This window comes from Rheinheimera sp., assembly GCF_030690345.1.
GTDB lineage: Bacteria > Pseudomonadota > Gammaproteobacteria > Enterobacterales > Alteromonadaceae > Alishewanella.
The window spans coordinates 757,161-776,760 of record NZ_JAUYGV010000007.1; the positions used below are offsets into that span (position 1 = coordinate 757,161).

Below are 19,600 nucleotides of genomic sequence, written 5' to 3' on the forward strand. Positions count from 1 at the left end.
CCGGCTTAACGCTGGCGGAACACGATACGGCCTTTGCTTAAATCGTATGGTGTTAACTCAACGGTTACCTTATCGCCGGTTAAAATACGGATGTAGTTCTTACGCATTTTACCTGAAATATGAGCGATAACGACATGGCCGTTTTCCAGTTCAACTTTGAACATGGTATTTGGCAGGGTATCCAAAATGGTACCTTGCATTTCAATTACGTCTTCCTTCGCCATTCAGCGCACTTGCCTCTTAAATTTGGGTGAACCATAAAAAAACTGCGCAGATTGTGCCGAAATCATCAGCATAAGTAAAGCGACAAGCGCTTTTTTAGCCAAATGAGTGCCATTCGCCCTGAATAAACCGCTGCTGGGGTAAAAAAGCCGCCTTATAGGCCATTTTCCGGCACTCATCAATTTGGTACCCCAGATACAGCCAGTTTTTTTGCTGCTGTGCTGCACATTGCAGTAAATACAAGATGGCCAGCAGGCCGGGCGAGAAAGCACTGACATCAGGATGAAAGAAGGTGTATACCGCCGAGTAAGCGTCTGCAGTTTCGTCTACTATACTAACGGCCACCAGTTGTTGCTGATAGTACTGCTCCAGATAGCGCACTTTTAACCAACTGCAACCGAGCATGGCATCAAGTTGTGGCCGTGTTGGCGGAAACATACTGCTGTCGGCGTGTTTATGGCTGATATAGGCGGAAAACAACGCGAAGTAATCTGTGCTGATAGCGTCACGAAGTTTATAGTGCCAACCGGCACGCGCAGCTTTATTCAGCATGCGGCGCTGGCCGCGGCTGGCTTTAAAGTCTGTATGACTAATGCGTACAGAATGACAGGCGCGGCAGGCCGGGCAGTGCGGGGTATAAACCTGTTCACCACTGCGGCGAAAATTCAGTTGCAGTAGTTGCTGATATAGCGCAGCGTCAAGCGGCTGTTCGGGTAGCAAAAACACCAGTTGCTCCTGTTGCGGCGCCAGGTAACTGCATTGTGCCGGTGCAGTGAGGCCAAAGCGCAGCTCATGCATTGGTTAGCTCCAGTATCAGTGAGCCTGCTTGCCAGTGTGAAGCTGGTATTTGCTGCGCAGCAGAACGGTGTAACAAGCTGACATAATCTGCGCGCGGCAGACTCTGAGCCCCCAGTTGTAGTAAAAACGGGTTGGGCATTTGGCAGTCAATCCAGCCGGGCGCTACCTGCTGTAAATGGTACTGCAGAGCAACCAGTGCCAGCTTGGCAGTATCCGGCAGTAAGTTAAACATCGATTCACCACAAAACAGGTTGCCCACCAGCACACCGTATAAGCCGCCAACCAATGTATCCTGCTGCCATACCTCAATACTGTGCGCGTGACCTTGCAGATGTAACTGCTGATAAGCTTGTTGCATTTCAGGCAAGATCCAGGTGCCGGGTTGTTTTGCTCTTGGCGCAGCACAGTGTGCCATCACCTGCGCAAAAGCAGTGTTAACACTAAAATGCAGCTGATAGCGCTTGAGCTGTTTTTTCAAGGTACGGTTAAGCTTCAGCGTATCCGGGGCAAAAATGGCGCGTTGCGACGGGCTCCACCACAGCAGGGGATCACTTTCGCTAAACCAGGGGAAAATGGCTTGTGAGTAAGCGCTGATAAGGCGGGACGGCGATAAATCGCCGCCCATTGCCAGCAAACCGTCGGGGTTGCTCAGCGCACGATGCAGTGGTGGAAAACTGACATCGTGCGCAGATAGCTCAGGCAGGTAAATGGCCATAGCCGAACCGGTTTACTTACTCAGCGCATCCAGATAGCGCTCTGCATCCAGTGCTGCCATACAACCGGTACCGGCAGAGGTAATGGCCTGGCGATAGATATGATCAGACACGTCACCGGCGGCAAATACGCCCTCAATACTGGTTTGCGTAGCATTGCCTTCGCTGCCGCTCTGCACTTTTAAATAGCCGCCATTCATCTCAAGCTGACCTTTAAAAATGTCGGTGTTAGGCTGATGGCCAATGGCGATAAACACGCCCTGCAGCGCCAGTTGCTCGTCTGCTTCACCTTTGGTCGACTTTAACCGTACGCCGTTTACACCCATCTCATCGCCCAGCACTTCATCCAGTTCACGGTGGGTGTGCAGCACAATATTACCGCCGGCCACTTTAGCCATTAAGCGATCGACCAGAATTTTTTCTGCTTTAAAACTGTCGCGACGGTGCACCAAATGCACTTCTGCAGCAATGTTAGATAAGTACAATGCTTCTTCTACCGCTGTATTACCGCCACCAACAACGGCTACTTTCTGATTGCGGTAAAAGAAACCGTCACAGGTTGCACAAGCAGATACGCCGCGGCCGCTGTAGGCTTGTTCGGATGGTAAACCCAGGTACTTAGCAGAAGCACCGGTACAGATAATCAGCGCATCGCAACTGTACACACCGTTGTCACCGGTTAGCGTGAAGGGACGCTGTTGCAGGTTTACTGTGTGAATATGGTCAAACACAATTTCAGTGTTAAAGGTTTCAGCGTGCTCACGCATCCGGTCCATTAAGGCCGGACCGGTCAAACCGTGGGCATCACCGGGCCAATTCTCCACTTCTGTGGTCGTTGTCAGCTGGCCGCCTTGCTGCATACCGGTAAGCAGCACCGGGTTCAGGTTAGCACGGGCGGCGTACACTGCAGCGGTATAGCCGGCAGGGCCTGAACCTAAGATAAGCAGGCGACTGTGTTTGGTGTCAGACATTCATTTCTCCGGGAACTACATAGTTAAAAGCGGTAATGGCGACGATTCTAAAAGAATGCAACCCCAAGCGAAAGTAGTGCCGGACATTTAATCTGAACTGTACTGTAAAGCATTGCTTGCTATGCTATTGTTTAAATCAGCTTTTCAGTTCATACCGCAACCAAACCCGAGGTTGTATTGCACTACCGCGAAAAATGGACCATTTTCATAGTGCAGCTCATCACAGTCTTGTTACTGCTGGTAAGCAACGTTGCACTGTCTGTTGAACGTTTTCAACGCATCGGCGTTGATGACGGCTTGCCTAATGCCACTGTTTACAGTGTTAATCAGGATCAAACCGGTTTTATCTGGCTGGGTTCAACCAATTCCGGTTTATTGCGTTTCGACGGTTATCGTTTTGCTTCGTTCTCGCTGTTAACTGCTGCTGAGCAATTACAACATCAAACTCCCGATGTCGGCGTTATCATATTTGATAATGCAGATCGGCTTTGGGCCGGCACCTGGGGGCTGGGGTTATCCGTTATCGATGCACACAGCGGCGAATTACACCGTTTTACCAGTGCAGATGGCCTTGCCGGTGATCTGGTACAAGCGTTGTTGCAGGATAACGCCGGCAATATCTGGGTGGGCACGGCAACTGGCTTAAGCAAAATAACGACGGATTTTCAAATCATCACTGTAGGTGCTGCAGATGCCGCACAGCCATTGATTGATCAGCGTATTTGGAGCCTGAGCCAATCAGAGGATGGCAGTATCTGGATTGGTACCTCTGCCGGCTTGCACCGCTGGCAAGCTGATAGTGGCTTAAGTAAGGTGGTTGAATTAGTGCCCGGGGCAGACCGTTTAAGCCGTGCCAATGAAATCCGGGCTTTGTTGGCGGATGGCAGCAAACTGTGGATTGGCAGCCGCAGCGGCTTGTATCAGTATTCTTTTGCAAACGATAAATTAAGTGACGCTGCTATTATCGGAACAGGATCCTTGCTTATTAACGTGTTGGCGTTTGATCGCAGTAATAATGACTTGCTGATCGGCAGCTATACCGGATTGCATCGTTTTGATATGGCTGCACCAGCCGGTGCTGCAGCCTTAACCGGCGTCGCCCGGCTAGCCCAGGTTAATGTGCGCAGTATATTGCAGGACAGAACCGGTGTTCTCTGGCTGGGATCGCGCGAAGGCGGGGTTTACCGCAGTATTATTACCAGCAAATCCTTTAGTGGTATTGCTGATTATGCGCCGGCCTTTGCCGGTAAAAACTTTTCGGTGACGGCAGTTTTTAAGTTTGCACAGCAGCTATGGTTGGGCAGCACGGATAAAGTGATATTGCTCGATACCAATACTGGCAGCGGCAACGGCAGTTATCAGCAGATTATGACCGACAGCCGGGTAAATGCTATTGCCCAAACGCCGGATAAGCATGTTTATATCGCAACTGACACCGGCTTGTTTCTGCACAATAATGCGGCCCTGGAAAGGGTTGATACACCCTTTGTCCTGGCCGGTGTTGTTAACCGTAATGTCAGAGATTTGCACATTGCGAATGACGGCACTTTTTATCTTGGTTTATGGGGCGAGGGCGTTGTTGCCTGGCAACCTCAGACCGGGCACACCCGGCACTGGCTGAAAGATCTTGCCCGTACACGGGTGGGCGATGCCGTGCAAAATGTGTTTGTCAGTGCCGATCAACAACTATGGGTGGCTACCCGCTACAGCGGGCTGTACCAAATAGATTTAACCGACGGCAATATTATTCAGCACAGCAGTAGCAAGCACACCAGGTTGCAGCTGCCGCATGATGATGTGCATTGTGTCAGGCAGTATGCGCAGCAGTTGCTGGTGTGCACCCGTGAGGGCGCGGTACTGTACGATCGTGCAACCGGAAGGCGCCAACTTATTACTACTGCAGATGGCCTGCCGGCAAATAATGTTTTAGGCGGCTACCAAATGGATGAACAACAGTTGTGGCTCATGACTGCAAATGGCCTGAGTTTTCGCCCGGACCCGACGCAGCGCTTTATTCATTACAATAGTCAGGATGGTTTGGTCAGCTCTGAGCTGAATGCCAATGCCGTATATGCCGGCAAGCATAAACTTTACTTTGGCGCTGTGGCCGGTTTAGTGGTGGTAAAGCCGGAGTCGCTGCAAAGTAACCGGCAACAACCCCTGCCGGTACTGTCGTCGCTAATGATAGATCAGCAGCCCCGGCAATTCAGGCCGCATCAGCACAGCTGGCCATTGATAGAGATTCTGCCGACACAGCACACTATGATGTTTGAATTCAGCGCTCTGGATTTTCAGGATCCACTGCGTAACAGGTTCTACTACCAGCTTGAAGGCATTGACCAGGACTGGGTGCAGGCACAGGGCAATACTGCTTACTATGCTAATCTTGCGCCGGGCACTTATCCGTTATGGCTCAAAGCCTCTAATAACCATGGCGTATTTAGCGACGAGCAGCAGGTGGCTACTGTTTTAGTGTTGCCGCATTGGTGGCAGCAACGCAGCGTATTGTTGATAGTCGTATTAATGCTACTGGCACTGTTGTGGTTGCTGCATCAGTACCGGTTGCGGCATATCCGGCAAATTAATCGTTTGCTACAAGGCGCAATGGAAAATAAAGCCAAAGCACAATTGATTTTGGAAACCCGGGTAACAGAACGCACCCGTGCATTGGAGGAAAGCTCGGTTACCTTGTCGTTACGCACTAAACAACTGGAGCAAAGTTTAGATGAGTTGGCAAAAACGAACCGTGAATTAAAGCGCTTGGATAAACTCAAAGACGAGTTTATTGCAACCGTTAGTCATGAACTGCGCACACCCTTAACCGCAATACGCGGTGCCATAGGCTTGATTGCGCAGAAAGTGGTCACGCCGGACACCGCGGTTTATAACAACATGCTGCAAACTGCACAAAGCAACAGCGAGCGGCTGGCGCAATTGATTAATGATTTGCTCGATTTGCAAAAGTTTGCTGCCGGCACCTTTACCCTTAATCTGGCTAAAGTTAATTTATCTGAACTGGCGCAACAAGCCGTGTCTGCCATGCAGCCTTATGCTGCGCGCTTTAAAATAAATCTGGTATTTGAACCAGCAGCGGGCAGCGAAGCTTTGTGGGTGCAGGCAGATACGTTGCGCTTGCGCCAGGTGATGGATAATCTGATTTCTAATGCAGTTAAATTTTCACCGCCGGCGTCTGTGGTTGTGGTCAGATTAAGCAGTAACGAGCATGATGTCCGCTTTGAAGTAGAAGATTGCGGTGCAGGTATACCTGCGGCGTTTCAATCGCGGATTTTTCAGAAATTTTCTCAGGCCGACAGTTCTGACAGCCGCTTAAAAGAGGGCACCGGACTGGGCTTGGCCATTTGTAAAAAAATAATTGAAAATCACCAGGGGCAGATCAGTTTCAGCACAACCCCGGGGGAGGGCAGTATTTTTTGGTTTAAATTAGCCTTGTGTTTAACACCCGCATAATGCCGCCAAAACATTAACATAAGTAACTTAATGTTTTTCTCTGGTGTCTTGTTCCCGAATAAATCAATTTGTTTCTGATAGTTATCTATTTTTCCTGATATGGGTTTATCTCATACATTTGTAAAGAATTTATAATGCTATTGTAATGGTGTTTTGGTAGTGAGGTGGTTATTTTTTAAGCAGCAGGATGCCGCAGTTACAACAAGGACCATAAAAATTAACCAAGGGTAATATAATGAAAAAGATGATGACTATACTGGCAGCCGCTTCTGCCGGTTGTTTTGCACTAAGCCTGACTTCTGTTGCTGTTGCCGAAGGCATGAAAAAACCAGAACCAAAACTTAGCCTTGCTGAATTGGCTGACGACAAAGCCACCCGCTACATTATTAAATTTAAAGAGCCGGTTGCTCAAATGAGTGTAGACGGCAGCGCTAAGCGGGCAGAGTTCTCGACATTGCGGGCACAGCAGATTTTACAAAAAGCTAATGTTAATGCGTTATCGCATCTTAAATCCGTGCATGCCAGTGTGGCGGAGTTAACAGCAAAGCAGCGCAAATTGTTGCAAAGCGATCCTAATGTTGAATACATCGAAGAAGATCATAAGCGCTACTTAATGGATGTGATCACGCCGATGGCACAAACTACGCCTTATGGTATTACCATGGTGCAGGCTAACCAGGTAAGTGATGGCAGTGCCGGCAACACCAAAGTTTGTGTAATAGACACCGGCTATACCTCCGGCCATGAAGATTTACAAAGCTCAGGTGTAACCGGCTATTCGTTTTCCGGCCATGGTAACTGGTACCAGGATGGTAACGGCCATGGTACCCATGTTGCCGGTACTATGGTGGCACTGAACAACAATAGTGGCGTAGTGGGGGTTATCGGTTCCGGCCAGGCTGGCGTGCATATTGTTAAAATCTTCAACAATTCCGGCAACTGGACGACGGCGTCAAACCTGATTACTGCTATCCAGTCCTGTAAAGATGCCGGCGCGAAAGTGGTAAATATGAGTTTGGGTGGCGGTTCATCCAACCAAACAGAAAATACCGCTATGACCAACTTTTACAATGGTGGCATGTTGTTAGTGGCCGCAGCAGGTAACGGCGGCAACACCAGCTTCTCGTATCCTGCATCCTACAATGCAGTTGTGTCAGTGGCGGCAGTAAACTCTTCTGCATCTTTAGCCAGCTTTTCGCAACGTAACTCACAGGTTGAAATTGCCGGCCCCGGTGTGAGTGTCAACTCAACCTGGAACAACGGTGGCTACAACAGCATCAGTGGTACGTCGATGGCTTCACCTCATGTTGCCGGTGTCGCGGCGCTGGTGTGGAGTAATCATCCGGATTGTACTGCTGCAGAGATCCGCAGCGCACTGAATGCCACTGCAGAAGATCGTGGTGCAGCAGGACGTGATACATCTTATGGCTGGGGTATAGTGAAGGCCAAAGCTGCACATGATTACCTGACCAACAATGGCTGTGATGGCTCAGGTGGCGGCGAACCACCTCCGGGTGGTGGTGCTACTTTCCCTAACTTGTCGGCAACCAGTGGCCAATGGTTAAGAGGCAGCTACCAGATCCCATCAGGTGTATCGGCAGTGACCTTCCAGATTTCCGGTGGCACAGGTGATGCTGACTTGTATGTGCGTTATGGCAGCGAGCCTACCACAACGGCTTACAATTGCCGGCCATACCTGAATGGTAATAATGAAGTCTGTACCATTAACAACCCGCAAACCGGCACCTGGCATGTTGGCATCCGTGCTTACTCCGCCTTTAGTGGCGTAACCTTCAGTTATCAGTACTGATAACGCCGATATTAACAGGCCGGAATGCTCCGGCCTGTTTTTTTGCCGTTAAACCGGCAGTACGTAATAGTACACTGATAAAAAATGTAAAATGCTGCCTGCCAATACAAACAGATGCCAGATGGCATGATGCAAAAACAAGCGTTTCCAGGCGTAGAAAATCACCCCAAAGGAATAACTCAACCCTCCGGCAACCAGCAGCCACATACCGCCCGGGGCTACATTTTCCAGCATAGGTTTTATCGCCAGAATAACCAACCAGCCCATGCCCAGATATAAACTGAGTGACAATTTTTTGTATTTTAGTCCGGTAGCCAGTTCAATAATGACGCCGGCCACCGCGACAGCCCAGATCAAGCCGAACAGCCACAAGCCCCAGCTGTCACGTAAATTTACCAGCGTAAAGGGCGTGTAGGTACCGGCTATCAGAATAAAAATTGCGGCGTGATCCAGCTGGCGCAACCGGCGTTTTATCTCAATGCTGTGAATCGAGTGATACAAGGTGGAGCTGCAGTACAGCAGGATAAGACTGCCGCCGTAAATAATGCTGCTGGCCAGATGCCAGTTGTCGCCGGCCTGCACCGACACCAGTAACATTAATACCAGCGCAATAACACTGAGTACAGCGCCTATGCCATGGCTGATAGCATGTAACAGCTCTTCAACTGCGGAGTAATGGGTGGTTGTCATATCAATTTACCTTGCGAAAATACAAGCCATCTTAGCATGACATGCACAGCTGCCAAGCTGTTCGCCGGCGGGAATTATAGGTAGAATGCTGGTTTTTTCCGGAGCGGTTATGTCACAAAGTGCGCTGCCAATGTTGGTGATTATTGGCTATGTATGGCCGGAGCCAAACTCCTCTGCAGCCGGGTATCGTATGCTGAGCTTAATTAAGCTGTTTTTGGCCAAGGGCTGGCAGGTCAGCTTTGCCAGCGCAGCTGAGCCCGGGCCGCACCGTTATCCGCTGACTGAACTTGGTGTAACAGAACACAGTATCCGGCTGAATGACAGCAGCTTTGAGCTATGGTTGCAGCAACAGGCACCGCAAGCAGTAATGTTTGACCGCTTTATGCTTGAGGAGCAGTTTGGCTGGCGGGTAGAGCAGGCGTGTCCGCTGGCGCTGCGGATATTGGATATGGAGGATTGTCATGCGCTGCGCGATGCACGGCAGCAGTGTTTTAAAGCCGGCAAGGCTGTAGCGATTGAAGATTTGAACTCTGAATTGGCACTGCGCGAAATTGCGGCTATTTATCGCTGCGACCTGACGCTGGTAATTTCAGAGTTTGAACTGCAGTTACTGCAACAGCACTACCGGGTGCCGCCGGCGTTACTCTGCTACTGTCCGTTTTTGCTTGATGAATTGCCGCTGCTGCCGGCGCCGGATTATGACGCCCGGCAGCATTTTATTGCCATCGGCAATTTCCGTCATGCCCCTAACTGGCATGCCGTATTGTGGTTAAAGCAGGAAATCTGGCCATTGATCCGCCAACAGCTGCCGCAGGCAGAATTACATATTTACGGTGCCTACCCGCCGCCAAAAGCCACAGCACTGCATAATCCAAAGCAGGGCTTTTTAATTAAAGGCTGGGCTGAAGATGCGTTAGCCGTTATGCAGCAAGCCCGGGTATGTTTGGCGCCTTTGGCCTTTGGTGCCGGTTTAAAAGGCAAGTTGCTCGATGCTATGCGCTGCGGCACACCCAATGTGACCACTGAAACCGGGGCTGAAGGTATGACCCTGCAGGGCGACTGGGGCGGTGTAATAGCAGACGATAGCAACAGTATTGCTATGGCGGCAGTAAGTTTGTATCAACAACCTGAGCTTTGGCTGCAGGCACAGCTAACAGGACTGCATATCGTGCAGCAAAAGTTTGCTTTGTTACAACATGAGAAACGGATCTGGCAGCAATTTAGCGGGGTAAAGCAGGAGCTTGAGAGTCACCGCCAGGCAAACTTTACCGGGCTAATGCTGAGGCATCATAACTACCGTAGCACTAAGTTTATGGGGCAGTGGATTGAAGCAAAAACGCGTCTGGCTGCAATAACACAGCCAGACTGACGCTGTTTAACGACAACCTCTTGGCTGACGTTGTTTGTCACCCAGTCGCGTTGTCCAGACTGCTGCTGCAGACTGACCATTACCGCTACTCTTGGTTTTCGCCGCTTTAGCCGGTTTTGCCGCCGCAGGTTTGGCTGCCGCTTTGGCCGGAGCTGCTTTCTTTTCTGCTGCCGGTTTGGCTTTGGCGGCACTTTTGGCAGCACCTTTTTCAGCACTGTAGCTGGCGCCTAATTCAGCCAGCTCTGCCAGACGGATATTCTTACCACCATCTACGCTGAACCAGCCTGGTTTTTGTTCCAGTTGCGGCGCTTTACCAAATGCAGCTTTGTAGGCTGCGGTAAAATCAGCAACAACCTGATCTTTGTCCAATTTACTCATACGGATCCTTAACAGACATTATTTAAGCAACTAGCCCGCTATTTATACAACATTTTGCCACTGTTAGACAAATGTGCCTGATTTTTTTGCCTGTTGCAGTACAATACCGCTATCAACAGCGGCGGAAAACCAGTAGATGATAGATCGCGACCAGTTAGTTAAATTTCTGAATACCGAGTTACAAAGTGAAAAAATTCGCGATTATTGCCCCAACGGTTTGCAGGTAGAGGGCAAAGCCCGCATTGCCAGGGTAGTTACCGGTGTTACCGCCAGCCAGGCATTACTGGATGCGGCTGTTGCGGTGAACGCTGATGCAATATTGGTGCATCACGGTTACTTTTGGAAAAACGAAACCGCGCCGGTAACCGGCATTAAGAAGAAGCGTCTGCAAACGTTATTACGCCATGATATCAATTTGCTGGCCTATCATTTACCGCTGGACGTGCACCCGGTGCTTGGCAACAACGCGCAGTTAGGACGCTTACTTAAGGCGCAACATATTACTGCTGTTGCTGCAGTAGAGCCCATTGGCGTGCTGATGCAGGGTGAGCTGACACAGGCTGTACCGGTACAACAGATTGCCGCCGGTTTAGAGCAGGTGCTGGGCCGGCAAGTGCTGTTACATGCCGCAGGCAGCCACGATGTCAGCAAGCTGGCATGGTGTACCGGTGGTGGCCAGGGCTATATTGAGCAGGCCGCTGCTGCCGGTGCGCAATTATTTATCAGCGGTGAAGTGTCAGAGCAAACTATTCATTTATCGCGTGAGCTGGGTATTCATTTTATTGCCGCCGGCCATCATGCGACAGAGCGTTATGGTGTCAAAGCGTTGGGTGAATTTATTTCACAGCAGCTTGGCCTTGAGGTGCAATTTATTGATATTGATAACCCGGCATGAAGCAAAAAACCGATCGTAGTTTTGATGATATTGCCGCCAAATTCAGCCGCAATATTTATGGCAGTACTAAAGGCAGACTGCGGCAGTTAGTGCTGCTGCGCGATTTGGCACAGCTTGATCTGCTACAGCAACCTTGTCAGATCCTCGACGTTGGTGCAGGCCAGGGCCAGTTAGCCCTGACCTTGGCTGCGCAGGGACACAGTGTGCATCTGACCGATATTTCCGCAGAAATGTTGCACATAGCGCAGCAGCAGGCTGAAGAACATGGGCTGAACAATGTTAGCTTGCAACAGATAGGGCTGTCGGAGCTTGCGGCGACACATCAACAGCAGTATTCGTTGGTGTTATGTCATGCCATGTTGGAATGGCTGGCACAACCTGAGTTGGCTATTGCTCAGTTGCGTCGCTTGGTGGCACCCGGCGGCATATTATCGCTGATGTTTTATAACAAGGAGGCCAAACGCTTTGGCAATATTTTGTTTGGTAACTTTGATTATGTCGCGGCAGATTTTCAGGTAAAGAAAAAGGTCAGTTTAAACCCTCAGCATCCGTTAGTGCCGCAGGACGTGCAGCACTGGTGTGAGCAGGCCGGCTTTAGCTTGCTGAGTAAAACCGGGGTGCGCTGTTTTCATGATTATTTGCGTGATCGCAGCCAGCAACAAAGCCACTTTGAGCAATTACTGGCTTTAGAGCTGCAGTACAACCGCACTGAGCCCTATGCCTCGCTGGGCCGTTATCAGCATTTGTTGCTTAAAGCTGATTAATCAAACTCAAATTTGTAGAGTAAATCAACGGCGTTATCCAAACTGTTTACTGCCTCCAGGTACAAATTACGCATTAAGCGGTAGCGCAGGGTAAATTCGCCGACAGCATTAAAAATGCCATAACCGTATTTTACCTGTAGATCGCGCGATAAATAACCGCTTACCGTTACCTGAGAGTTATCGCCGGCGCCTGCGGTGTCCAGCGTCAGGTCGCGTACGCCAAAGGCTTCACCTAATTCGCCCACTACAGCTCCGGTAGAGGAGATTGACATACCAATCAGGCTGGTGGTCAGTGCAGAGCCGGCACTGCCGGAATCACTGCCGATATCACGGCCCATCAGCAGATAGGCCAGCGCATTAGCCTGGGGTTTGGCCGGCTCGGAAAAAATGCTGATGTTTGGCGCATCAGCCGGGCCGGTAACCCGAATGCCGGCAATCACATCATCTTCCATATTGGCCGGGTTGCGGATAGCTTCGACGTTTAAAAAAGGCTGGTCGGATGGGCCGTTAAAACTCATTTTACCCTGACGGATCAGTAAGTCCTGGCCATAGGCGCGAAAGGTACCGTTTTGCAGACTGACATCGCCATTCACCGTGGGTTGCTGCTTGGGCTGTTGGCGCACTCTTAAGTTACCGCTGAGCCGGGTTTCCAGGCCAAAAGCTGACAATTGCACCCGTCTGCCAAGCACAACATTAATATCGGTTTGCAGGGCAAAGGCAGTTTTTTCTTCTGTGGGTACTGGCTGCAGCTCTTCATCCAGCAACACCAGATCATCTGATAATGCGATAGCGGTTTGCGGCAAGCTGTCAATGCTGATGCGGGCAAAAGGAATTTGCACCGTGCCGCTAAGTGACGTCAGCCCGGGTTTGGCGCTCAGGGTTAGATCCGGCGCTATTTGCAGCCGTGCCTGAGGGATTTGCAAGCTCAGCTCATCGCCTTTTACTTTCAATGCCGCTTGCCAGTTATCTGTTTGTGGCCATTGTGCATCGCCGGCAAGATTAATCTGGCCTTTGCTGGTGCTGACCAGGCCTTCCAGCGTGGCTTGTTGCCCGACAAACTGCAGTTCTACGTTGGCATCAGTCACATCAAGCGGCGCCTGCTTGCCGGCCAGTTTAAAGCCGCTCAGTGCCAGGTTGCCGTTAATGGCCGGGTTGGTTAAGTCGCCGCTAAAACGTAAGTCGCTGTTGAGCATGCCGGCAAGTTCACTGCTTTGCTCCAGCAGCGGCTGTAAAAAGGCCAGGCTGAATTTTTGCAGCAGTAGTGTGCCTTCCAGCTTACGCGAAGAAGACTGTACATCAGTAATAGAGGCTTCTGTTTGTAAGCTGGCGCCATTATCAAATTGCCACTGTAAGCTGCTGTTAAGGGTATTTTCAGCCAATACGGCATCCAGCGCCCAGTTGTGCCAGCCCAGTTCCAGGGTTTGTTCTGTTTGATACTGCCATTTGCCACTGCCGCCATTGAGTTTAACCTGTGCTTGCGGCTGTTGGCCTTGTTGCCAGTTGGCGCTAACCCGGGCATCAACATTGCCCTGTAACAGCATCTGTGCCGGCAAAAAGTCACCCAGTGCCGCCAGCGCAAATTGCTGCAATCTAAGGTCCAGCGCTATATGTTCTGCACTTAGTTTTAGTGGTTTAACGGCGCACAAATTAGCCGGTGCCTGTTGCCAGCAGTGCGGTTGTACGGTTAACCGCGCATCGGCAAAGCGGTATTCCAACTCTGTGCTGTCAGCCAGCTGCCAGGGACCCAACAGGCTGTCCAAGTGCGCGGATACCAGGCTGCCTTGCCAATATTCATCAGGTTTGAGGCTGCCGGTCATGTCAATAGCGGCATTGTGCTCAGTACTTGCCAGCTGCAACGTCAGCTGATGGCGTAATGCCGTGCCGTTCAAGGTCAGGCTAAGCTCGTCAACACTTTGCTGCTGGTATTTGCCGTTGCTGGCTTGTAATGATACTGCCGTTGTCAGATCCTGCCCGCTGTTTAAGCTCAGATCCGTATCCAGCGTTAACCGCTCCAGGCTGGCATCCTGCCACTGCAGAGCGTTGGCTTCAAGCATGCCTTTAAGCTGTGGCGTGTCGCGTTTACCGCTTAGTGTTAAGTCAGCGCTGATCTCACCGTTGGCACCGCTTATGGTTTGCGCCAGCGTGGGAATGGCAATCTTCATCGCCATCTGCCAGTCTTTATCCACTGCGCCGGTCAGTTGGATCTGGTTTTGGCCATGGCGTAAGGTCAGGCCGGGTGTATCCAGCCGGTAATCACCCAGGCCGGTGTCGTCGCCGGCAGTGAGGCTGCCTTCAAGCAACAGTTTGTAGTCACGCAAGGTACCGTTAAGCTGCAGTTGTGGCAGCGCCAGTTGCCAACCACCTTGCTGTGTAACGTTGCCGCTAAGCTGGATATTGCCATCTAGCTCACCGCTGTAGTCCGGCCAGAACTGCCCTGGTTGAATTTGCGTTAACTGTACGCTGCCAAGCCAACTTAGCTGCTGTTGCCAATCCAGCTCCACTTTGGCGCTAAGCTCACCGCCAAGGGTGTTAACGGCTAAGTTTTCCAATGTTGCACCATGCAAAGTGCTGTAGCCGTTTAATTGCACGGTAGTTGGCGGCACTTGTTTACCGCTTAATGCTGAGCCTGCGGCAAAGCGCAGTTGTTCCAGGTTGCCGCTTGCCTCCACTTGCAACTGGCTAAGCTGTATTTGCGGCTCAGCGCTAAGCGGCCATTGCAGCTGTGCCGCCGTTAAATTGGCTTGCAATGGCAGGGCGTTGTCCAGCAAATTAAGCCACAAGGACACTTCAGCATCCAGCAGCTCACTGGCATAGGCTTGCAGCTGTAAATCACTCAGATCGCCATCCAGCGTAACGCGTAGCCGCTGCCCGGCCAGCTCTGTATCTTGCAGCAGCAGCCGTATATCTGCTTTTAGCGGATAATTGCCATTCGGCTCTAACCGGGCGGAGGCATGCAGTGTTGCCTGCGGGTGCTTAATATCCAGCTGAGTCAGATTAATTTGCTCCGGCAGCAGTTGCAGGCTGAACGAGAGCTCACTGATACTCTGCGGCAGTGGTTGTTGCAGGGTGAAATCAGTCAGGCGGAAGCGGTCAATAAACAGACTAAGCGGCAAAGTAATATCAGTCAGCTGTGGCGCCTTGTAGGCAAAGTCAGCATGTGCCGCGCTATCCGCAGTTTCAGGCAGAGCCAGGGTTACCTGATGCCAGTGTGGCTGATTCAGTTGTACTTTGCTGCCCCACAGCTGAGCGCCGGTCGTAAACTGTTGCCAGCTTAATTTACTACCGGCAACCAGCACGCTGGCATCGTTCAGCTGCAGTTGCGTAATATCAATGGCAAACGGCAACCATAAACCGGAGCCGGGGGCGTCTGTTGCTGGCGGATTATCTGTATCGGCGATTTCAAGCTGCATGCCTTGCAATGTCAGTTGTTCGACACAGAGTGTTAAACGTAAAAAACAGCCGTTGTTAATCTGCAGCGTGCTTTGTTCTAACCTCAGGTTTATGACGTCATCTTGCCAACGCAGGCCGTACAGCGTATTACCGCCCAGCACGCTGCCTTCGCTGCGCTCTACTGTAAAACCACTGACAAAATGCTGTGCCAGCCAAAGGTTAAAGCTTAACCCGGCAGAGGTGTACAGCAAGGTAAACAGTAAGGCGACAAGCACAAGGCAAGGCAGCAGCAATGTCCAATGCAGCCATTTTAAGCAACGTTTCAGCCAACGCTTAGTGGTGAGCCAGCTCATAATTCCGGCCCCAGTGCCAGGTGCAGTTGGAAACCTTTGCCCGGCTCATCCAGGCCCCAGGCAAAATCAAGCCGTACAGGACCAACAGGGGAAGCCCAGCGCACGCCCAAACCTACACCTTGCACCCAGTCGGGTTTGTCATCCCAGGCACTACCATAATCACTGAAAGCCGCCAGCCACCAATTACCTTTAACGCGGTATTGGTATTCCAGCGCACCGGTAACCATATAACGGCCACCGGTCAGTTCATCCTCGCTGTTACGCGGCGATACAGTTTCATAGCCATAACCGCGGATGCTGTTATCACCGCCGGCAAAAAAGCGCAATGACGGTGGCAATTGTGACAAGCCTTCCATCAGGATGGCGCCGGCATCCACACGGGTAACAAAACGATGGTCATCGCCGGCACTGCCAATCCAGCCAATCCGGCTACGCAAACGGACAAAACTGGCATCAGAGCCCCAGGCTTCGTCTGATACCTCAACACCCAGCAATAAGCGGTTGGCAGAAGAGGGCATCGGGCCGCCTGACTGTTTGGTGCGGCTGTAGCTTAATCCGGGCATAATCAGGCTGATGCTGTCATTTTGATCGGCCTGAACAAAATCCTCATACAACCAGCGGACCGAGGCGGTGCGATACCAGTCGCTTTTCAGTAACCAGTGGCGCTCCAGTGCCAGGTTAGATTCGCGGCTCTCGGTGTCCTGATTATCGCGATTCTTAAAACCGAGCTGTACCTGATAAAAGTCGTTGGCAACACTGGCCAGTGGCAACTTGTATGCAGCCTCAACACTTTGCTCTATCTCAGACAAGGCCAGCTTGGTACTCAGGCTGTGGCCGGCTTTATTAAGCCAGGGCTTATTCCAGTTTAGTTTCAGCCGTGTTTTCACATCAGTTGAATAGCCGATACCGGTTTCTATAATATTGCGCCGCTCGGGCTCCAGCGCCACGTTAATTGGCAGGCTGAAATCCTGCATCTGTGCGGTATCACCTTCCACCAGTATGGAAGAAAACCAACCGGTAGTCGCCAGCGCCTGATTAAATTCTCCTAACTGACTGGCCAGGTAGTAATCGCCCTCATTAAAGGGCACTAAAGATTGCAAGCCGGGCTCGGCTATTTGATTACCGCTAAAACTGACAGCACCAAATTTGTAACGTGTACCTGAGTTAAAGTGCAGGTGGACAAAAGCCTGGTTTAGCTCAGGCGCTACCTCAAGCCGCGCCAAATCAAAGTCGGCATCAAAGTAGCCTTTACGCAGCGCCAGGCTTTTCAATGCGCTCTTAAAGCCATCATAAGCGCCGTGGTGCAGTATCTGGCCCTGCTTGGGCGCTTGCGCCGCCAGCAGAGCGTTAAAATCAGAGTCTGTTGCAGCATCACCGGACACTTGTATATCGCTTTGGTGAATGCGTACCGGCTCACCGGCTGTTACAGTAATATGCAGTAATTCAGCTTTGGCTTCGTCGTGAGTCAGCGTAATTTCGCTGTGGTAATAGCCCAAAGCTTGCAATGCGGTATGAATTTCCTGCTGTAGGGTAGTTTGAAAACGCACACCGGGCGTATTATCTGCATCAGAGTATTTTTGCAGATAAATTTCAATATTGTCGCGCAAAGCACCACTTACACCATTGATTTTAAACTGATATGGCTCTGCCGAACGAGCGGGGGAACTTATGCTTAGTATGGCTGCCAGCACAGCAGTTGTCAGGAACCCCGGGGTTTGCATCGGTATGGAAAAATCCCGTATTAAGAAAATGAAAGAAAAGTGAATGCCGGCGCTATTATGGCGCACAGAGCTTGCTAATGTACACCGTGTTGCATAAATCGAGACTGAATAGACTCAGTAATACGGGGATAATACAACAGCATGGTACAACTGAAGGCAGAACTTCAGTTATACTGCAGCCACTGTAAAAGCGGTAGTAAAACCGCGATCTGACAAGGGCAGTACTATGAAAAGTGTTGTTATCAGTGGCTCAGGCTTGTTTACGCCAGAGCAGATTATTACCAATGAAGAGTTGGTGGCCAGTTACAATCTGTATGTTGATCAATTTAATGCGCAGCAAGCCGGGGCTATTGCTTCCGGTGATGTCCAGGCACTGGAGCACTCCAGCAGTGAATTTATTGAGAAAGCCTCCGGTATCAAAGCGCGCCATGTGTTGTACAAAGACGGCATTTTAGATGCTGATGTGATGCATCCGTTGTTTCCCCGTCGCAATGAAGAACAACCACCGGAAATGGTAGAAATGGCGTTGTCGGCCGCACGTGAAGCACTGGCGCAGGCGAATAAAACCGCAGCCGATATTGATCTGATTATCTGTGCAGCGTCCAATATGCAGCGGCCTTATCCGGCGTTGTCAATTGAACTGCAGCAGTTACTGGGCGCCGCCGGCTATGCCTTTGATATGAACGTAGCCTGCTCTTCTGCTACCTTTGCTATCAGCAACGCGGTAAACGCCATTCGGGGTTGTACTGCTAAAGTGGTGCTGGTGGTGAATCCGGAATTTGCCTCACCACAGGTGAATTACCGCAGCCGCGACAGTCATTTTATTTTTGGTGATGTGTGTACCGCCACCATTATTGAAGCCGAAGACAGCTGCACAGCAGATAATGCATATCGCATAAACGGCATGCGGCTGAAAACCGAGTTTTCTAATAATATCCGTTGTGATGTTGGTTACACCGAACATTGTTTCAACGAAATTGATCCGCTGATGCCTTATTTTAAACAGCAGGGCCGTAAAGTGTTTAAAGAGCTGCTGCCGATAGTGGCAGAGGTAATTCAGGCAGAAATGGCGCTGCAGCAGGTTCAACCGGAGCAACTGAAACGGCTGTGGTTGCATCAGGCCAATATCAATATGAATATTTTTGCCGCGAAGAAAATTCTTGGCCGGGATCCGCTGCCGGAAGAGGCGCCGCTGGTACTGGATACCTATGCCAATACGGCTTCAGCCGGGTCTGTAATTGCTTTTCATAAACATAAGCAAGGTATTAACTCCGGCGAATACGCTATTTTGTGTTCCTTTGGCGCCGGTTACTCGGTGGGGTGTTTAGTACTGCAAAAGTGCTGAGCATAAGTGCCGGGCAAAAATGCAGGGCAAAGCTGCGATATAAAGTTGTGATATAGCGAGGCACGAAACGGGCAGCCCGCGCTGCCCGTTGCTGTAGGTTACAACCGCACTACTGAGTTGTGATCATAAGACACCGGCGACGGCTGGTAACCGTCAGCGGCATCATCATTCAGCCAGGTCCCACCGTTAACCAAATAACGGAACTGATAAGCTTTATTTTTTTCTAAATTCAGCGTTGCGGTAAAATCGCCGCTTTTGCTTTTTTTCATCGGTAACGCAGCCGGATCCCAGTCATTAAACTCACCCAGTAATGCCACCTGGTCAATATTGTCCAACCGGTGCGCCGGAAGCGTAAAGGTGACTTTGCACAATGGTTTAGTTTTCAAATACTGTTTATTGATGCTCATAATGTTTCCCTTAATGTGTGCTCAAAACGGTATAACCTTGTCTATCATGTCGTGTCTTTGTGATGAAATAATGACCACTTTGTTTTTCAAATCACCTTAGGGAATTTTCTGCGGTTGCGCAAATAACCCTTTTAAAGGTTGATATAACAAAAGCTGATTTTCGCTCTCTGCAGCATAGCATCGCCGTAGTTGTAACAAGATATTATGTACTTTATCCGGCCGCGCTGAGATAACCGCCGGCAAATTTTGCATTAGTATTGCCTGAATTATGCTGCGCGCCAGCAACTGCAAGCATCTGGTTATGTC

The 19,600-nt window shown here is 50.5% G+C and carries 15 protein-coding genes; 6 read left to right on the top strand and 9 right to left on the bottom strand.

What is annotated here, in order from left to right; genetic code table 11:
* Positions 1–5 precede the first annotated feature (5 nt).
* The 4 genes from infA to trxB all read right to left on the bottom strand — a co-directional run bounded on the left by infA (position 6) and on the right by trxB (position 2,704).
* Positions 6–224, bottom strand: a complete 219-nt coding sequence (infA, locus tag Q8O77_RS14310; protein ID WP_019676586.1) for a translation initiation factor IF-1 — start codon at positions 222–224, stop codon at positions 6–8.
* Between the two features lie 94 nt (positions 225–318).
* Positions 319–1,020, bottom strand: a complete 702-nt coding sequence (locus Q8O77_RS14315; protein WP_305554470.1) for an arginyltransferase — start codon at positions 1,018–1,020, stop codon at positions 319–321.
* Positions 1,013–1,735: a leucyl/phenylalanyl-tRNA--protein transferase gene (gene aat / locus Q8O77_RS14320; RefSeq protein ID WP_305554473.1), complete on the bottom strand. Its 723-nt coding sequence runs from the start codon at positions 1,733–1,735 to the stop codon at positions 1,013–1,015. Before aat ends, Q8O77_RS14315 begins: the two co-directional genes overlap by 8 nt.
* A 12-nt stretch (positions 1,736–1,747) precedes the next feature.
* The gene (gene trxB / locus Q8O77_RS14325; protein WP_305554476.1) at positions 1,748–2,704 is read right to left on the bottom strand and encodes a thioredoxin-disulfide reductase; all 957 of its coding nucleotides are present in this window, start codon (positions 2,702–2,704) and stop codon (positions 1,748–1,750) included.
* Positions 2,705–2,914: 210 nt separating this feature from the next.
* On the opposite strand from trxB, the gene Q8O77_RS14330 reads away from it, so the two are divergent.
* Both Q8O77_RS14330 and Q8O77_RS14335 read left to right on the top strand, forming a co-directional pair.
* The gene (locus Q8O77_RS14330; RefSeq protein WP_305554479.1) at positions 2,915–6,172 is read left to right on the top strand and encodes a sensor histidine kinase; all 3,258 of its coding nucleotides are present in this window, start codon (positions 2,915–2,917) and stop codon (positions 6,170–6,172) included.
* 235 nt (positions 6,173–6,407) lie between these two features.
* Positions 6,408–7,982: a S8 family serine peptidase gene (locus tag Q8O77_RS14335; RefSeq protein WP_305554482.1), complete on the top strand. Its 1,575-nt coding sequence runs from the start codon at positions 6,408–6,410 to the stop codon at positions 7,980–7,982.
* Between the two features lie 48 nt (positions 7,983–8,030).
* On the opposite strand, the gene Q8O77_RS14340 is transcribed toward Q8O77_RS14335, so the two are convergent.
* Positions 8,031–8,672, bottom strand: a complete 642-nt coding sequence (locus Q8O77_RS14340) for a hemolysin III family protein (protein ID WP_305554485.1) — start codon at positions 8,670–8,672, stop codon at positions 8,031–8,033.
* 109 nt (positions 8,673–8,781) lie between these two features.
* Here Q8O77_RS14340 and Q8O77_RS14345 point away from each other — a divergent pair, with 109 nt between their 5' ends.
* Positions 8,782–10,041, top strand: a complete 1,260-nt coding sequence (locus Q8O77_RS14345; protein ID WP_305554488.1) for a glycosyltransferase — start codon at positions 8,782–8,784, stop codon at positions 10,039–10,041.
* Positions 10,042–10,047: 6 nt separating this feature from the next.
* Here the strand turns inward: Q8O77_RS14345 and Q8O77_RS14350 are convergent, their stop codons facing one another.
* Positions 10,048–10,419 carry a hypothetical protein gene (locus Q8O77_RS14350; protein ID WP_305554491.1) on the bottom strand — a complete coding sequence of 124 codons (372 nt, stop codon included), beginning with the start codon at positions 10,417–10,419 and terminating at the stop codon, positions 10,048–10,050.
* Between the two features lie 136 nt (positions 10,420–10,555).
* On the opposite strand from Q8O77_RS14350, the gene Q8O77_RS14355 reads away from it, so the two are divergent.
* Both Q8O77_RS14355 and Q8O77_RS14360 read left to right on the top strand, forming a co-directional pair.
* Entirely contained in the window at positions 10,556–11,314 is a 759-nt protein-coding gene (locus Q8O77_RS14355; RefSeq protein WP_371133484.1) for a Nif3-like dinuclear metal center hexameric protein, read from the top strand.
* Entirely contained in the window at positions 11,311–12,078 is a 768-nt protein-coding gene (locus Q8O77_RS14360; RefSeq protein WP_305554494.1) for a methyltransferase domain-containing protein, read from the top strand. Before Q8O77_RS14355 ends, Q8O77_RS14360 begins: the two co-directional genes overlap by 4 nt.
* On the opposite strand, the gene Q8O77_RS14365 is transcribed toward Q8O77_RS14360, so the two are convergent.
* Both Q8O77_RS14365 and Q8O77_RS14370 read right to left on the bottom strand, forming a co-directional pair.
* On the bottom strand, positions 12,075–15,821 hold the full coding sequence (locus tag Q8O77_RS14365; RefSeq protein WP_305554497.1) for a translocation/assembly module TamB domain-containing protein: 3,747 nt from the start codon (positions 15,819–15,821) through the stop codon (positions 12,075–12,077). The genes Q8O77_RS14360 and Q8O77_RS14365 overlap by 4 nt on opposite strands.
* Complete coding sequence (locus tag Q8O77_RS14370) at positions 15,818–17,542, bottom strand: autotransporter assembly complex family protein (RefSeq protein WP_305554500.1); 1,725 nt, start codon at positions 17,540–17,542, stop codon at positions 15,818–15,820. The genes Q8O77_RS14365 and Q8O77_RS14370 overlap by 4 nt, the downstream gene beginning before the upstream one ends.
* 226 nt (positions 17,543–17,768) lie before the next feature.
* Here Q8O77_RS14370 and Q8O77_RS14375 point away from each other — a divergent pair, with 226 nt between their 5' ends.
* The gene (locus Q8O77_RS14375) at positions 17,769–18,887 is read left to right on the top strand and encodes a beta-ketoacyl-ACP synthase III (protein WP_305554503.1); all 1,119 of its coding nucleotides are present in this window, start codon (positions 17,769–17,771) and stop codon (positions 18,885–18,887) included.
* A 98-nt stretch (positions 18,888–18,985) separates the two neighbouring features.
* Here the strand turns inward: Q8O77_RS14375 and Q8O77_RS14380 are convergent, their stop codons facing one another.
* Positions 18,986–19,294 (bottom strand): isoamylase early set domain-containing protein, encoded by a 309-nt coding sequence (locus tag Q8O77_RS14380; RefSeq protein WP_305554506.1) that lies wholly within the window; start codon positions 19,292–19,294, stop codon positions 18,986–18,988.
* Between the last annotated feature and the right edge of the window lie 306 nt (positions 19,295–19,600).

Bases quoted from the DNA above. Each gene is read 5' to 3' on its own strand.
- infA (WP_019676586.1), bottom strand. From the start codon at position 224: ATGGCGAAGGAAGACGTAATTGAAATGCAAGGTACCATTTTGGATACC.
- Q8O77_RS14315 (WP_305554470.1), bottom strand. From the start codon at position 1,020: ATGCATGAGCTGCGCTTTGGCCTCACTGCACCGGCACAATGCAGTTAC.
- aat (WP_305554473.1), bottom strand. From the start codon at position 1,735: ATGGCCATTTACCTGCCTGAGCTATCTGCGCACGATGTCAGTTTTCCA.
- trxB (WP_305554476.1), bottom strand. From the start codon at position 2,704: ATGTCTGACACCAAACACAGTCGCCTGCTTATCTTAGGTTCAGGCCCT.
- Q8O77_RS14335 (WP_305554482.1), top strand. From the start codon at position 6,408: ATGAAAAAGATGATGACTATACTGGCAGCCGCTTCTGCCGGTTGTTTT.
- Q8O77_RS14340 (WP_305554485.1), bottom strand. From the start codon at position 8,672: ATGACAACCACCCATTACTCCGCAGTTGAAGAGCTGTTACATGCTATC.
- Q8O77_RS14345 (WP_305554488.1), top strand. From the start codon at position 8,782: ATGTCACAAAGTGCGCTGCCAATGTTGGTGATTATTGGCTATGTATGG.
- Q8O77_RS14350 (WP_305554491.1), bottom strand. From the start codon at position 10,419: ATGAGTAAATTGGACAAAGATCAGGTTGTTGCTGATTTTACCGCAGCC.
- Q8O77_RS14355 (WP_371133484.1), top strand. From the start codon at position 10,556: ATGATAGATCGCGACCAGTTAGTTAAATTTCTGAATACCGAGTTACAA.
- Q8O77_RS14360 (WP_305554494.1), top strand. From the start codon at position 11,311: ATGAAGCAAAAAACCGATCGTAGTTTTGATGATATTGCCGCCAAATTC.
- Q8O77_RS14365 (WP_305554497.1), bottom strand. From the start codon at position 15,821: ATGAGCTGGCTCACCACTAAGCGTTGGCTGAAACGTTGCTTAAAATGG.
- Q8O77_RS14370 (WP_305554500.1), bottom strand. From the start codon at position 17,542: ATGCAAACCCCGGGGTTCCTGACAACTGCTGTGCTGGCAGCCATACTA.
- Q8O77_RS14375 (WP_305554503.1), top strand. From the start codon at position 17,769: ATGAAAAGTGTTGTTATCAGTGGCTCAGGCTTGTTTACGCCAGAGCAG.
- Q8O77_RS14380 (WP_305554506.1), bottom strand. From the start codon at position 19,294: ATGAGCATCAATAAACAGTATTTGAAAACTAAACCATTGTGCAAAGTC.